A 15,410-nucleotide genomic window follows, 5' to 3' on the forward strand; every position below is an offset into this window, starting at 1 on the left:
ATGCCGCAGTTCTTTATCGACCGCCCGGTCTTTGCCTGGGTCGTTGCGTTGTTCATTATGCTGGCGGGGGCTTTGGCCATCCCGCAGCTGCCCGTCGCCAAATACCCCGATGTGGCACCGCCGCAGGTCGAGGTGTACGCGATTTACCCCGGCGCCTCGGCACAAACCCTGGACGAAAGCGTAGTCAGTCTGATCGAGCAGGAGCTCAACGGTACCGACGGCCTGCTCTATTTCGAATCCCAAAGCAGCCTGGGCAGTGCCAGCATTACCGCGACGTTCAAACCCGGCACTGACCCGGAAATGGCCCAGGTGGATGTCCAGAACCGCCTTAAAGCGGTGGAATCACGCCTGCCCCAGGCGGTTATCCAGCAAGGCTTGCAGGTGGAGAAGATCTCCTCGGGCTTTCTGATGCTGGTGACCCTGACCGCCGACAGCACCAGCACGCTGGACGAGGTCGCGCTAAGCGACTACCTGGCGCGCAACGTGATGAACGAGGTCAAGCGTATCGACGGCGTCGGCAAGGCCCAGCTGTATGGTGCCGAGCGGGCCATGCGCATCTGGATCGACCCGCAGAAGCTGATCGGTTTCAACCTGACCCCAGCGGATGTCAACCAGGCTATTGCCAGCCAGAACGCCCAGGTATCGGCAGGCAGCATCGGCGACTTGCCGGGTCGTTCTACCCAGGAAATAACCGCCACGGTACTGGTCAAGGGTCAGCTCTCAACCCCGCAAGAGTTTGCCGATATTGTCCTGCGCGCCAACCCGGACGGTTCAACCGTGCGCGTCAGCGATGTGGCCCGGGTTGAGATCGGTAGCCAGGAATACCAGTACGGCACCCGCTTGAACGGCAAGTCGGCCAGCGCCTTCAGCGTCAAGCTGGCCCCGGAAGCCAACGCGCTGAATACCGGCAACCTGATTCGCGCCAAGATGGACGAGCTCAGCCGCTACTTCCCGGCCGGTGTCGAGTACACCATCCCCTATGACACCACGCCCTTTGTCAAAGTCTCGATTACCAAGGTCATCTACACCCTGGTCGAAGCCATGGTGCTGGTGTTTCTGGTGATGTACCTGTTCTTGCAGAACATTCGCTACACCCTGATCCCGACCCTGGTGGTGCCGGTGGCGCTGATGGGCACGTTCGCCACGATGCTGGTACTGGGATTCTCGATCAACGTCCTGACCATGTTCGGCATGGTGCTGGCCATCGGCATTCTGGTGGACGATGCCATTGTGGTGGTGGAGAACGTCGAGCGGATCATGGTCAGCGAGGGGTTGTCGCCCCGCGAGGCCACACGCAAGGCGATGACCCAGATCAGCGGCGCGATTGTCGGCATCACCCTGGTGCTGGTGGCCGTGTTTATTCCGATGGCATTCATGCCGGGCTCGGTGGGGGTTATTTACCAGCAGTTCTCGCTGTCGATGGCGACCTCGATTCTGTTCTCGGCATTTCTGGCCCTGTCATTGACCCCGGCGCTGTGCGCAACCCTGCTCAAGCCGATCGCCAAGGGCGAGCATCACGCCAAGGGCGGGTTTTTTGGCTGGTTCAACCGCAAGTTCGAGCACCTGAGCGCAGGTTATGAAAACTGGGTGGTGCATCTGATCAAGCGCAGCGGCCGCTATCTGCTGCTATATGGTGCTTTGCTGGTGGTTCTGGTGTTGTGCTTTGCGCGCCTGCCCTCGTCTTTTTTACCGGTCGAGGATCAGGGTTACATCATCACCGATATCCAGTTGCCACCCGGTGCCAGCCAGAACCGCACAATCAACGTGGTCGAGCAGATCGAGGCCCACAACGCCAGCGAGACCGGCGTGGGCAACACCACGATGATTCTGGGTTTCAGCTTCTCGGGCAGCGGGCAAAACGCGGCACTGGCCTTCACCACCCTGAAGGACTGGTCGCAACGCGGCGCCAAAGACTCGGCGTCTGCCATCGCCGATCGGGCCAACGCTGCCTTCAGTGAAATCAAGGACGCGATTGCCTTTGCCATCTTGCCACCCCCGGTCAGCGGCCTGGGTACGTCCAGTGGTTTTGAGTTCCGCCTGCAAGACCGCGGCGGGGTCGGTTATGACGCCTTGATGCAAGCCCGCAGCGAACTGCTGGCACTGGCGGAAAAAAGCCCGGTGCTGGCCAATGTCCGCGAAGAAGCACTGGCAGAGAGCCCGCAAGTGCAGCTGGAGGTCGATCGCAAGCGCGCCAATGCGCTGGGCATCTCCTTTGCAGACATCGGCGCAGTGCTGTCTACCGCCGTAGGGTCGGCCTATATCAACGACTTTCCGAACCAGGGGCGCATGCAGCGGGTCGTGGTGCAGGCTGAAGGCGACCAGCGCAGCCAGGTCGAAGACTTGCTGAAAATCAATGTGCGCAACGACCAGGGCAAGATGGTACCGCTCTCGGCCTTTGTCGAGGCCCGCTGGATCCAGGGGCCATCGCAGTTGACCCGCTACAACGGTTACCCGGCGATTAGCATCTCCGGCGAGTCGGCTGCCGGCCACAGCACCGGCGAGGCGATGGTAGAAGTGCAGCGTCTGGTCGACCAGTTGCCTGCAGGTCTGGGGCTGGAATGGACCGGCCTGTCCTTGCAGGAGCAGGTTTCCGGGGCGCAGGCACCGGTTCTGCTGGCCTTGTCGCTGCTGATCGTGTTCCTGTGCCTGGCAGCGTTGTACGAGAGCTGGTCGATACCGACTGCGGTGTTGCTCGTAGTGCCATTGGGCGTCCTGGGCGCCGTGCTGGCAGTCACGCTGCGCGGGATGCCCAATGACGTATTCTTCAAAGTAGGCCTGATTACGATTATTGGTTTGTCCGCGAAGAACGCCATCTTGATCATCGAGTTTGCCAAGACGCTGTACGACGAAGGCCATGATCTGGTGGACGCTACCGTGCAAGCCGCCCGCCTTCGTCTACGGCCGATTGTCATGACATCGCTGGCGTTTATCCTCGGTGTAGTGCCACTGGCCATTGCCACGGGGGCCAGCTCGGCCAGCCAGCAGGCCATCGGTACGGGGGTGATTGGCGGCATGATCGTCGCCACCCTGGCAGTGGTATTTGTGCCAGTGTTCTTCGTTGTTGTAATGAAACTGACAAGAAGTAAACCTCGTCAGCGTTAAGCCAGCGCGCTGCGTGCTAAGGTGCTGTATTAACTGGTAACAGGGATTGTTTATGCCGCACCTTGCCCGCACCCATCCTCGCCTTACTGTCGCCACCCTGATCGGGGTGGCAGTAGGCATCTTTGCTCCAGCCTCCACTCTGACCAGCAAATTCCTGCTGGGCTGGAATGCCGGTGTCTGGCTGTATCTGGCAATGACGCTCTGGCTGGTGATCCGTTCCAAAGCCAGTGACGTGAAAAGTACAGCCGAAGTGGAAGATGAAAACGCCAGTATGGTGTTGATCACCGTATGCATTGCTTCGATTGCCAGTCTGGCTGCCGTTACCCTTGAACTGTCAGGCAGCAAGCTCAGCGATGACGATCGCCTGATGCATTACGGTTTTACCGGGCTGACGGTGGTGGGTTCGTGGTTGATGATCGGGGTGATTTTCAGCCTGCATTACGCAAGACTGTTCTATAACAACGAAGGGACTGAGCCGGCGTTGCGCTTCCCTGAAGGGGAACTGAACCCGGACTACTGGGACTTTATGTACTTCTCTTTCACCCTCAGTGTTGCGGTACAAACAGCTGATGTGAGTATCGCTACCCGAGAAATGCGCAAGGCGGTGCTGGGGCATTCACTGCTGGGGTTTTTGTTCAACACGGCCGTGCTGGGGTTTTCGATCAATATTGCGGCGGGATTGTTTTAACCGGGCAGTTCAAAGCCCCTCTCCCTTTGGGAGAGGGGCTTTTAGTCAGCAGCTCTGTTAGTCAGCGCTCAATACGCCACGACGTACCTGGTCGCGCTCGATGGATTCGAACAACGCTTTAAAGTTGCCCTCACCAAAACCGTCATCACCCTTACGCTGAATAAACTCAAAGAACACCGGCCCCATCAGGGTTTCCGAGAAGATCTGCAGCAGCAGACGCTTGTCATCCGAGTCAGAGGAACCGTCCAGCAATATGCCACGCGATTGCAGGGCTTCAACCGGCTCGCCGTGATTCGGCAGACGCCCTTCCAGCATTTCGTAGTAGGTCTCAGGCGGTGCCGTCATAAAGCGCATGCCGATTTTTTTCAGGGCGTCCCAGGTCTTGATCAAGTCATCGCTGAGGAAAGCCACGTGCTGAATGCCTTCGCCATTGAACTGCATCAGGAATTCTTCGATCTGGCCTGCGCCCTTGGACGACTCTTCGTTCAAGGGAATGCGGATCATGCCGTCCGGAGCGGTCATAGCCTTGGAGGTCAGGCCGGTGTATTCGCCCTTGATGTCGAAATAACGAATTTCACGGAAGTTGAACAGCTTCTCGTAGAAGTTGGCCCAGTAAGCCATACGCCCGCGATACACGTTATGGGTCAGGTGATCGATGATCTTGAGCCCGGCACCTACCGGGTGGCGGTCTACACCTTCGATAAAGACAAAGTCGATATCGTAAATCGAGCTGCCTTCACCGTAACGATCAATCAGATACAGCGGCGCGCCGCCAATGCCTTTAATGGCTGGCAGGTTCAGCTCCATTGGCCCTGTAGGGATATGCACTGGTTGTGCGCCAAGTTCCAGCGCGCGGTTGTAGGCTTGTTGCGCATTGCGCACGCGAAAAGCCATGCCACAAACCGAAGGACCGTGTTCCGCCGCGAAGTAGGACGCAACACTGTGGGGCTCATTGTTGAGGATCAGATTGATATCGCCCTGGCGATACAAGTGCACGTCCTTGGAGCGATGGGTTGCTACCTTGGTGAAGCCCATGATTTCAAATACAGGCTCAAGGGTATTGGGTACAGGGGACGCGAATTCGATGAATTCAAAGCCCATCAGGCCCATCGGGTTTTCGTATAGATCAGCCATTTTTGGCGCCTCATCATGGTCATTTTTAGAATTAACAGAGGTTATTTGCTAAGAATGCGGATGCTGGCAGGAGGCGCACAGGAGATCCCGCGTACACTGCGCGCGAGAAAATCACCGTAGATCAATTGCAACCCGAATCGCTTCATTTCGATCCATCTCTTACGCGGTAGGGCTTCTGCTCGCAGAAGTCGTTATTCTTGTATGCGTAAGCCGATTCTACATGGCGTAATCATATTTGTCCTACGCCATATGAAATTGCCCTGTGTGCGGCGCATGCCTTTACTATTGTTCTGTCAGTTTGCACCCAAGCCATCTCCACGCGTTACCAGGATCCTGCATGCCACTCACTCTGAAGCTGAGCCGAAAATGGACTGATCGCTACGCCCTGATTGTACTTAGCGGCTTGTTGCCAGTAGTACTGGGGGTTCTGATCATTGTCTGGCAGGCCAACCGGTCACTCAAACAGGAGACCACACAAACCGCCCAAGAGGCAGTGCGTCAGTTTGACTTGATGCTGGACAATGCAAAGCTTGCTGCCGATGTCGTCTTGCCGCTGGCAGGCCAGGACTGCGAGCACGTTGAACTGGCCTTGCGCGATCAGGTCACGCGCCGACCCTTCGTGCGCTCGGTTAACCTGGTGTGGGACAACCAGATTTACTGCACTTCTTTATTTGGCAATTTCAAAGAAGCCGTAACCCCCGAAAACTATGCGGGTGGTGTGTTGTGGCTGATGCCAGGCACGCTGGTGACACCCAATGACCCCGTCCTGGTTTATCGGCAAAACCAGGAAAAGCGCGGCGTGCTGATCAGCCTGTACGGTTTTCATCTGGTTAACGTTTTAGGGCTGATCAATCAGAAAACCCAATTATTGATAGAAGTTGGCGATGTATGGATTGATCGCTATGGCCTGGTGCGCAACACACCGTCACCTCATCTGCCCGTTGCTCAAGCAACAGTACCTTCAACTGATTACCCCTACCGCGTAGTCGCCGGGTTTAATGAGGGTGAAGTCTGGCGCTATGTCGCCTCGCAATACCCGGGCTTGATGGCTTTATTTATGTTCCTCGGGGTTATTTCTGCGGCGACAGTTCATCAACTCAAAAAACGCGCCACCTCCCCCACCCATGAACTGCAGCGAGCCCTGGACGCTGCCGAATTTATTCCTTACTTGCAGCCGGTTGTAAGGGGCGACACCAAACAATGGGCCGGCGCCGAAGTATTGATGCGCTGGCAACACCCCAAAGAAGGGCTGGTTCGTCCCGATCTGTTTATCCCGTTCGCAGAACATTCGGGATTGATTGTGCCGATGACGCGCTCGCTGATGGAACAAACCGCACTCTTGCTGGCCCCTCATGCCAATAGCATGGAGCGCGGGTTTCACCTGGCATTCAATATTACCGCTCATCATTGCCAGAATCTGGAGTTGGTAGAGGACTGCCGGCGCTTTCTCGAAGCGTTCCCGCCAGGGCATATCAATCTTGTACTGGAACTTACCGAGCGCGAGTTGATCGTACCGAGCACCACAACCCATCAATTGTTTAGCCAGTTGCACGCACTGGGGGTCATGATTGCCATTGATGACTTTGGCACCGGCCATTCCAGCTTGAGTTACTTGCGCGAGTTCAACGTTGATTACTTGAAAATCGATCAGAGCTTTGTCGCCATGATCGGCGCCGATGCATTGTCCGGGCATATTCTGGAGAGCATTATTGAACTAAGCGCCAAGCTGGACCTGGGCATTGTCGCCGAAGGCGTAGAAACACAAGAGCAAAGCCAGTACCTGGCCGACCATGGGGTTGATTTTTTGCAGGGCTATTTATTTGCCCGGCCAATGCAACCGGTCGACTTTATCCGGGCTTTGCAGGCGCAGTTAACGACCACTTAATAATAAACAGCCGTGCAGTTTAAAAACTTTTTTCAAACTGCCCCGCGCGGGACTTGGCAGCACAAGAATTAACAACTACAATTTTTTTGTCGCGACACGAACTTTAAATGATTGCATCAACAGGCGTGCCGACCAGGAGCAACCCCCTTGGACGCACGCACTGTAAATCTTGTGCATTCCAAACCAAACATCATTAATTCGCCTCGGTCACGTACCACCGAAGCTGTGAATGGAGTAATGACTTTGTCTAGACTTGCTGAGTTTCGCGCTGCTGAAAAAGCGCTACAAGAACAGCTGGCTCAATTGGAAGCCTTGAAAAATGATGCCGGACTTAAAAAAGAAATCGAGTTCGAAGAAAAACTTCAAGCCTTGATGAAAACCTACGGTAAAAATCTTCGGGACATCATCGCCATCCTTGACCCCAACCCTGCGGCGTCAAAAGGGGCATCTGCGCCCAAGCAGCGCAAGGCGCGGGTGCTTAAGGTCTATCAGAATCCGCACACCGGCGAGCTGATAGAAACCAAAGGCGGCAACCACCGCGGTTTGAAAGCCTGGAAAGAAGAATACGGCGCAGCCACTGTGGATACCTGGCTTCGTGCATAAAGCCCGTGCACACTCTAAGCCCTGCCTGTGCAGGGCTTTTTTATCCGCACAACTTTTAAAGCTGTTTAACTAAAAGGTTCAACTTGATTCAATTTTGCTTAATCTTGGGCGGATGTTTAATGCACCACATGAAGGTGCCAGCCAGAAAAGGCACTGCCCACTTCCGTCGTTGAATATGCCTGCATCAATAACTGCCCCGCCCGTGCGCCAACACTCAACTGACTACGGCTAAAACAGTAATACCGAGTAGGAATTATCCTGTTGTGACATCCATGCGTCCAAAAGACCGTGAACACGCCGGCGCTTCACAATTTTTTCACATCGCGGGTCACAGGATAGAGGCTGCTAAAGGACTAGCGCCCCATGCCCGCTTCGGCGGGCTTCTTTTTGCCCGTGATTTGCCCCGCAACCCAACTGCCTCCCTGCCGCAGACCGCTTGCGCCCTGAAAACGGGTTTGGCGCCAGACGTCACATTCCGTATCATTCGCCCATCACGCTCAACGTAGCGACCGATCACCTATGCCTTATTTTCGGAGGGTTCATGAGCCTGCAAGACCTGAACAACATTCCCGGCGTCACTGCTTCCCCGGATAGCGCTACGCACAACTTCGTTTTCAACCACACCATGCTGCGCGTCAAGAACATCGAGAAATCCCTGGATTTCTATACCCGCGTCCTGGGCTTCTCGCTGGTTGAGAAGCGCGATTTCCCTGAAGCCGAGTTCAGCCTGTACTTTCTGGCCCTGGTGGACAAGGCACAGATCCCGGCAGACGACGCAGCCCGTACACTGTGGATGAAGTCCATCCCCGGCATCTTGGAGCTGACCCATAACCACGGTTCAGAAACCGATGACAGCGTGGTCTACCACAACGGCAACACCGACCCGCGCGGCTTTGGCCATATCTGCATTTCGGTACCGGATATTCGTGCTGCCTGCGAGCGCTTTGAAGCTCTGAATGTGGACTTCCAGAAGCGCCTGAACGATGGGCGCATGAAATCCCTGGCATTCGTCAAGGACCCGGACGGTTACTGGGTCGAAATCATCCAGCCACAACCGATGTAAAAATCGAACGAAAAAAAACCCCATGACTGCTCATGGGGTTTTTTGTTTGCGCCCGGTTATTCCGGCGCTGAAGAACGGATCAAGTGATCAAAGGCACTCAGTGAGGCTTTGGCGCCCTCGCCCACTGCAATCACGATCTGCTTGTATGGCACGGTGGTCACGTCACCGGCGGCAAAAATGCCGGGGATCGAGGTTTCACCGCGGGCATCGACAACGATCTCGCCGCGAGGCGAAAGCTCGACAGTACCCTTGAGCCAGTCAGTGTTTGGCAACAGGCCGATCTGTACAAAGATCCCTTCCAGTTCGACCGTATGAACTTCACCGGACTGACGATCCTTGTAGCGCAGGCCGTTCATTTTCTGGCCGTCACCGGTGACCTCGGTGGTCTGTGCATTGGTGATGACCTTCACGTTTGGCAAACTGTGCAGCTTGCGTTGCAACACGGCATCGGCACGCAGTTTGGTATCGAACTCCAGCAGGGTGACATGCGCCACAATACCCGCCAGGTCAATGGCTGCTTCGACGCCAGAGTTGCCGCCGCCGATTACCGCGACGCGCTTGCCCTTGAACAGCGGACCGTCGCAGTGCGGGCAGTAAGCCACGCCACGGCTACGGTATTCCTGCTCGCCGGGCACGTTCATTTCACGCCAGCGCGCACCGGTGGCCAGAATTACGGTCTTGGCCTTGAGCGAAGCGCCGCTGGCAAACTTCACCTCGTGCAACTCACCTGCCTTGCCGGCAATCAGCTTGTCGGCACGCTGCAGGTTCATGATATCGACGTCGTATTGCTTGACGTGCTCCTCAAGTGCAGTGGCGAGCTTTGGCCCTTCAGTTTCCTGAACCGAGATAAAGTTCTCGATGGCCATGGTGTCCAGCACCTGACCGCCGAAGCGCTCGGCTGCCACACCAGTACGGATGCCTTTGCGGGCAGCATAGATCGCCGCGGCAGCACCGGCCGGGCCGCCGCCGATCACCAGCACGTCAAAAGCTTCCTTGGCGCTGATTTTTTCGGCCTGACGCTCAATTGCACTGGTGTCCAGCTTGCCCAGAATCTCTTCAAGGCCCATGCGGCCCTGACCAAAGTTGACACCGTTAAGGTAAACGCTGGGTACCGCCATCACTTGACGCTCGGTCACTTCGTCCTGGAACAGGGCACCGTCAATCGCCACATGGTGAATGTTCGGGTTAAGCACTGCCATCAGGTTCAGCGCCTGCACAACGTCAGGGCAGTTCTGGCAGGACAGCGAGAAATAGGTCTCGAAGTTGAACTCGCCTTTAAGGGAGCGAATCTGTTCAATTACTTCGGCACTGGCTTTCGATGGGTGGCCGCCTACTTGCAGCAAGGCCAACACCAGCGAAGTAAATTCGTGGCCCATCGGAATGCCTGCAAAACGCAGGCTGATATCGCCGCCCGGGCGGTTCAACGAGAACGAAGGCTTGCACACATCGTTACCGTTGTCCAGCAGGGTGATCATGCTGGAAAGGCTGGCGATTTCTTTTAACAGGTCATGCATTTCACGGGATTTCGCACCGTCGTCGAGAGAGGCAACAATCTCGATCGGCTGCGTGACCCGCTCCAGGTATGACTTCAACTGAGCTTTTAGATTGGCGTCCAACATACGGGCGATCTCCTTTGAACATGAATTTTTTACAAAAAAACGCCCGAGCGAATCTCGCCCGGGCGTTTTGAGGGCGATGCGGCTTACAACTCAGGTGCGGATCACCGCCCTTGGCTGGTTCACGGCCTTAGATCTTGCCAACCAGGTCCAGCGATGGAGCCAAGGTGGACTCACCTTCTTTCCATTTGGCAGGGCACACTTCGCCCGGGTGAGCAGCAACGTACTGAGCGGCCTTGATTTTGCGCAGCAGCTCGGAAGCGTCACGGCCAACACCGCCATCGTTCAGCTCGACGATCTTGATCTGACCTTCAGGGTTGATCACGAAAGTGCCGCGGTCAGCCAGGCCTGCTTCTTCGATCAGTACGTCGAAGTTGCGGGAGATGGTCAGCGTAGGGTCGCCGATCATGGTGTACTGGATTTTGCCGATGGCTGGCGAAGTGTTGTGCCAGGCAGCGTGGGCAAAGTGGGTGTCAGTCGACACGCTGTAGATTTCCACGCCGAGTTTTTTGAACTCTTCGTAGTTGTCAGCCAGGTCTTCCAGTTCGGTTGGGCAAACGAAGGTGAAGTCGGCTGGGTAGAAGAACACGACAGACCACTTGCCTTTCAGGTCAGCGTCCGACACTTCCACGAAGCTGCCGTTTTTGTAGGCAGTTGCTTTGAATGGTTTAACTTGGCTGTTGATGATAGGCATCGTTGACTCTCCGTCAGGGTTGAAAAGTTGATGGGGTGAATCCTAACAACAGATTTCGTATCTGGCTCATTGGCAAAGCTGATGCTGACGATTGGTTTTAGCTATCAGGCGTACCTATAAATAGCCGAAAACTAAATATGATCCACCTGAACAGGTTTCAACTTGATGTTGATCAGTTGCCGATGTTTTTTTGCGCGGTGATGCTCATCCCGGTAAACGGGGTGGCTTCAACATAGCGCATGGCTGACTTTATGTCTTTCCAGCCGACGTAATTCATCAGTGACTTCAAGTCCCAGCCACTTTGATGGGCCCATGTCGCAAAACCGCGACGCAGGGAGTGACTGGTGTATTGCTCGGCCGCAATGCCCGCACGCTCCAGCGCCTGGCGCAGCAACGGGATCACACTGTTGGCGTGCAAGCCCTCCTCCCCCAGGTTGCCCCAGCGATCGATTCCGCGGAACACCGGGCCGCGGACCAACGCCGCGGTATTGAGCCATTCGATGTAGGAGCGCACCGGGCACAGTCGCAGCAGGGCCGGGGTCTGAAAGGTTTTGCCGAGGTTGTCGCGGTCACTTTTGCTGCGTGGCAGATACAAGGTAATGCCTGCCCCCTCTACAGCCTGTACATGCTCGACTTGCAGGCGGCACAACTCATCACTGCGGAATCCGCGCCAGAAACCGAGCAGGATCAGGGCGGCGTCACGCCTTGCGCGCAGCAGCCCCGGCTGATCACCACTGGCTTGCGCCGCCAGGGCCTCAGCCTCCAACCACTCGACCACCTGTTCAAGATGCTGCAATTGCAGCGGTGCCGCCTGCTTCTCCTGCACGGGATGCAGTGCCCGAATACCCTTGAATACCTTGCGCACCATCGGCGCCTTGGTCGGGTCGGCAAACCCCTGACTGTTGTGCCACTGGGCAATCGCTGACAGGCGCAGCTTGAGGGTGTTGATCGACAATTGCCCGGCATGAGCCACCAGATAACGCGCCACGCTATCGCTGGTGGCCGGCAGAAACCCGCCCCAGGTCACTTCGAAGTGCTCAATGGCCGCCCGATAACTGCGGCGGGTGTTGTCGCGGGTCGCGGCGTTCAGGTAGCGATCCAGCTCGCTCATGGGCAGCTCTCTTGTGTGGCGTACCGAAAACAGGCCTTAAAAGCAGTTTCAAGGCTCTGGCACGGGATAATACCAGTATATCCCGTCTTATTTTTCATTAAATAACATCAATAAAATGTGCTAATCTAGTATGTAATTACATGATACATACCACAGTACATAATCGTAGGAGATGACCATGGCCCGTGGCGGCGTAAACAAGGCAGTGGTGCAAATTGCACGCACCGCGATCCTGGCTCGAGGCGAACACCCGAGCATTGATGCGGTACGTATCGAGATGGGCAATACCGGGTCGAAAACCACGATCCATCGCTATCTAAAGGAACTGGACGAAGTTGATTCGCGCCGCGGCGTGCCTCGTGAGCAAATCGATGATGAACTGACTGAGCTGGTTGCCCGCCTCGCCCAGCGCCTGCAGGAGCAGGCACAAGAGCCCATTGACCGGGCTCAGGCGCATTACGAGCAGCTCAAAGTGCAACTGCAGGCGCAGTTGAACGAAGCACAGGACGCTCGGGCACAGCTTGAGCAGCAACTGGAGATCCAGGGCGCAGCGCTGCATCAGGAAAGCACCCAACTCGACGCCACCCGCTCAATGCTGCAAACCGAACAGACTCGCAACGCAGCCCTGAAACAGGCATGCAGCGACTTTGACCTGCGCCTGAAAGATCGTGACGAGCAGATTCGCTCGCTGGAAGAAAAGCACCTGCACGCCCGCGATGCGCTGGAGCACTATCGCAGCGCGACCAAGGAACAGCGCGAGCAGGATCAGCGCCGTCATGAAGGCCAGTTGCAGCAGGTGCAAATGGAACTGCGTCAGGCCCAGCAAAGTGCATTGGTACGCCAGGATGAAATCACCCAGCTGCATCGCGACAATGAGCGCGTACTGAGCGAGAGCCGCGCACTGGGCAAGGAACTGAACCAGGCCAATGACCTGCAGCACAAGCTGGGCAACCAGAATACGCAGCTCAACACCCAACTCAGTCAGCTGCAAAGTGAACGCACCCTGCTTCAAGAGCGCCTGCGCGTAGCCACGCAGGAAAGTGAAGGCTTGAAACAGGCCCACGCACAGATCCAGGAAAGCCACGCAGCCCTTTCCTTGCGCGCCATAAAGGCTGAAACCGCGCTGGAAAGCCTGCAGGAGCTAAAGAAGGATGCTGAACAAAGCGTGCTCAACAAAGACCAGTAGAACTACCTGACTCGATCCAGGCCCGCTCCCGCAAAAGCTGAATAGACACCCCCATCTTCGTTCAGCAACCGTTCAGCAAATGCAATCGATTCTTGTTTGGCAATACGTATCAGTATGTTACAAATTAGCACCCTAACTAATTTGTGACGCGGTAGCCCACCATGCTGGTTCCATTTCTGATCATGCTGCGCGAAGGGATTGAGGCCGCACTTATCGTCGGCATCATTGCCAGTTATCTCAAGCAAACAGGCCGCGGGCAGTGGATGCCCGCCGTATGGGTCGGGGTGTTTCTGGCCGCCGCCCTGTCTTTGCTGGTGGGCGGCGGGCTGGAGTTGATGAGCGCCGAGTTCCCGCAAAAACAGCAAGAACTGTTCGAAGGCATCGTCGGCCTCATTGCCGTGGGCATTCTCAGCTCAATGGTATTCTGGATGCGCAAGGTCGCGCGCTCGATCAAGCATTCGCTGCACACCTCCCTCGATCACGCCCTCGCCGGCTCCCAGCATCAAGTCACGGCACTGATTGCCATGGTCTTTTTTGCCGTCGCCCGGGAAGGGCTTGAAACCGTATTTTTCCTGTTAGCCGTCTTCCAGCAAAGCGAAGGCCCCGCCGCACCCCTGGGCGCCCTGCTCGGCCTGCTGCTGGCCATCGGCGTCGGCTTTGCCATTTACAGCGGCAGCATGCGCCTGAACCTGGGGCTGTTTTTCCGCTGGACCGGCCTGTTTATTCTGGTGGTCGCTGCGGGCATCCTGGCCAACTCGGTACAGGCCCTGCACGAGGCAGGCCTGTGGAACCACTGGCAAGACGTGGTCTTTGATATCAGCGCCCACTTGCCGATGGATGGCCCGCTAGGCTCCGTACTGGCTGGCATGTTCGGCTATCAGGACGCCCCCACCGTCAGCGTGCTCGGTGCGTATGTGATTTATCTGGTCGTCACGCTGGTGATGTTCTTTCGCCCGCCGGCACCGGCCAAAACCGCACACCCTTCTTCAGTAACAAACCCATAAGGTCAAGCATGCCAACCCCTGCAAGCGGTACACCCCCACGCGCTCTGCGCTGGGCGGTGGCCGGCTCGGTGATCGTGATGATCGCAGCCGGCGGGTTGTTCTACTACGCCTCGCAACTGGCCGCGGCCAAGCGCAAGGCTCACGGCACTGAAATAACCGTGACCATCCACCCGCATAGCTGTGAACCCGACGCCCTGACTGTACCGGCCGGCTTCAACAGCTTTCGCATCGTCAATGCCTCCGAGCGCGCGGTGGAGTGGGAAATTCTCGACGGTGTGCTGGTGGTCGAAGAGCGGGAAAACATTGCCCCGGGTCTGAGCCAGGTGATCAACGCGACACTCGCTCCTGGCGATTACGCCATCACCTGCGGCCTGCTCAGCAACCCCCGCGGCACCCTGCATGTGACGCCCACTGCAGCGTCCGAAGCCAGCGCCAATGCCAGGCCTACGATGGTGGCCTTTGTTGGGCCGTTGTCAGAGTTTCGGGTTTACCTGAGCCAACAGGGCAGCGCCCTGACCAGAGCTGTCGATGCCCTGTCGCAAGCCATTAGCGCCGGTGATCTGGAGCAGGCGCAGGCTCTGTACACCCCCGCACGCGAGGCCTATCAACGCCTGGCGCCGGCAGCGCAACGCCTTGCCGAGCTGGACAACGCCATCAATGCTCGCGCCGACTATTTCGAAAAGCGCGAGCAGGATCCGGGGTTTACCGGTTTCCACCGCCTGGAATACGGCCTGTTTGACCAGCGCAGTACTCAAGGCCTGGCGCCGATTGTCCAGCAGCTGCAAGCCAATGGCCTGCTGCTCAAGCAACAGTTGCTTGCCCAATCGTTGCCCCCCGAACAACTGGTCAGCATCGTCGCCCGCACCCTGCACAACCTGGCGGATAACCGCGCCAACAGCGGCGAAGAGGAGCGCTACAGCCATATTGACCTCAATGGCTTTGCCGCCAACCTTGAGGCTGCGCACAAAGTGGTTGATCTGCTGCGCCCTTTGCTGCTCAAGAAAAATGCCGACCTGCTGCACACCATAGACGGTGCCAGCAGCGCGCTGGATGCCGAACTCAATGGCCTGAAAACCCCGCAGGGCTACCGCACCTACGACACCGTCAGCGCCCCGCAGCGCCAACAAATCAGCAACAAGGCCAAGGTTATGGCCGATGCACTCGATGGAATCGATCCCGCCCTCGGCCTTAGCGGCCTGTAATTGCAGACGAGACGTACATGAGCGATTCACCACACACCCCGAACGAGTTCAACCTGCAACGCCGGCGCATCCTGATGGGCATGGGGGTCGCCGGGGCGGCACTGGCTGGCGGCGCCCTGAGC

12 protein-coding genes are annotated in these 15,410 nt (G+C 56.9%); 8 read left to right on the top strand and 4 right to left on the bottom strand.

Annotated features, from left to right (window positions below; translation table 11 throughout):
* Both GHO03_RS10290 and GHO03_RS10295 read left to right on the top strand, forming a co-directional pair.
* Complete coding sequence (locus GHO03_RS10290) at positions 1–3,102, top strand: efflux RND transporter permease subunit (RefSeq protein WP_095000262.1); 3,102 nt, start codon at positions 1–3, stop codon at positions 3,100–3,102.
* Positions 3,103–3,154: 52 nt separating this feature from the next.
* Complete coding sequence (locus tag GHO03_RS10295; RefSeq protein ID WP_095000263.1) at positions 3,155–3,790, top strand: DUF1345 domain-containing protein; 636 nt, start codon at positions 3,155–3,157, stop codon at positions 3,788–3,790.
* Between the two features lie 57 nt (positions 3,791–3,847).
* Here the strand turns inward: GHO03_RS10295 and hppD are convergent, their stop codons facing one another.
* Complete coding sequence (gene hppD, locus GHO03_RS10300; RefSeq protein WP_095000264.1) at positions 3,848–4,924, bottom strand: 4-hydroxyphenylpyruvate dioxygenase; 1,077 nt, start codon at positions 4,922–4,924, stop codon at positions 3,848–3,850.
* A gap of 337 nt (positions 4,925–5,261) precedes the next feature.
* On the opposite strand from hppD, the gene GHO03_RS10305 reads away from it, so the two are divergent.
* The 3 genes from GHO03_RS10305 (at position 5,262) to gloA (ending at position 8,475) form a co-directional block, all read left to right on the top strand.
* Positions 5,262–6,809, top strand: a complete 1,548-nt coding sequence (locus GHO03_RS10305) for an EAL domain-containing protein (RefSeq protein ID WP_095000265.1) — start codon at positions 5,262–5,264, stop codon at positions 6,807–6,809.
* Between the two features lie 243 nt (positions 6,810–7,052).
* Positions 7,053–7,412, top strand: a complete 360-nt coding sequence (locus tag GHO03_RS10310; RefSeq protein ID WP_095019215.1) for a histone-like nucleoid-structuring protein, MvaT/MvaU family — start codon at positions 7,053–7,055, stop codon at positions 7,410–7,412.
* Positions 7,413–7,953: 541 nt separating this feature from the next.
* Positions 7,954–8,475 carry a lactoylglutathione lyase gene (gene gloA, locus GHO03_RS10315; protein WP_095019190.1) on the top strand — a complete coding sequence of 174 codons (522 nt, stop codon included), beginning with the start codon at positions 7,954–7,956 and terminating at the stop codon, positions 8,473–8,475.
* A gap of 56 nt (positions 8,476–8,531) precedes the next feature.
* On the opposite strand, the gene ahpF is transcribed toward gloA, so the two are convergent.
* From ahpF to GHO03_RS10330, 3 genes are all read right to left on the bottom strand, one after another.
* Positions 8,532–10,094 (bottom strand): alkyl hydroperoxide reductase subunit F, encoded by a 1,563-nt coding sequence (gene ahpF, locus GHO03_RS10320; RefSeq protein ID WP_153399765.1) that lies wholly within the window; start codon positions 10,092–10,094, stop codon positions 8,532–8,534.
* A gap of 127 nt (positions 10,095–10,221) precedes the next feature.
* Positions 10,222–10,785, bottom strand: a complete 564-nt coding sequence (ahpC, locus tag GHO03_RS10325) for an alkyl hydroperoxide reductase subunit C (protein ID WP_016780891.1) — start codon at positions 10,783–10,785, stop codon at positions 10,222–10,224.
* 172 nt (positions 10,786–10,957) lie between these two features.
* Entirely contained in the window at positions 10,958–11,896 is a 939-nt protein-coding gene (locus GHO03_RS10330) for a site-specific integrase (RefSeq protein WP_153399767.1), read from the bottom strand.
* Positions 11,897–12,074: 178 nt separating this feature from the next.
* Here GHO03_RS10330 and GHO03_RS10335 point away from each other — a divergent pair, with 178 nt between their 5' ends.
* The 3 genes from GHO03_RS10335 (at position 12,075) to efeO (ending at position 15,288) form a co-directional block, all read left to right on the top strand.
* Positions 12,075–13,082: a DNA-binding protein gene (locus GHO03_RS10335; RefSeq protein ID WP_153399769.1), complete on the top strand. Its 1,008-nt coding sequence runs from the start codon at positions 12,075–12,077 to the stop codon at positions 13,080–13,082.
* Between the two features lie 161 nt (positions 13,083–13,243).
* The gene (efeU, locus tag GHO03_RS10340; RefSeq protein WP_133144600.1) at positions 13,244–14,086 is read left to right on the top strand and encodes an iron uptake transporter permease EfeU; all 843 of its coding nucleotides are present in this window, start codon (positions 13,244–13,246) and stop codon (positions 14,084–14,086) included.
* Between the two features lie 8 nt (positions 14,087–14,094).
* Positions 14,095–15,288 carry an iron uptake system protein EfeO gene (gene efeO, locus GHO03_RS10345; protein ID WP_133144599.1) on the top strand — a complete coding sequence of 398 codons (1,194 nt, stop codon included), beginning with the start codon at positions 14,095–14,097 and terminating at the stop codon, positions 15,286–15,288.
* Positions 15,289–15,410: the final 122 nt, after the last annotated feature.

The sequence above is a fragment of the Pseudomonas sp. FSL R10-1339 genome (genome assembly GCF_009600545.1).
Taxonomy (GTDB): domain Bacteria; phylum Pseudomonadota; class Gammaproteobacteria; order Pseudomonadales; family Pseudomonadaceae; genus Aquipseudomonas; species Aquipseudomonas bubulae.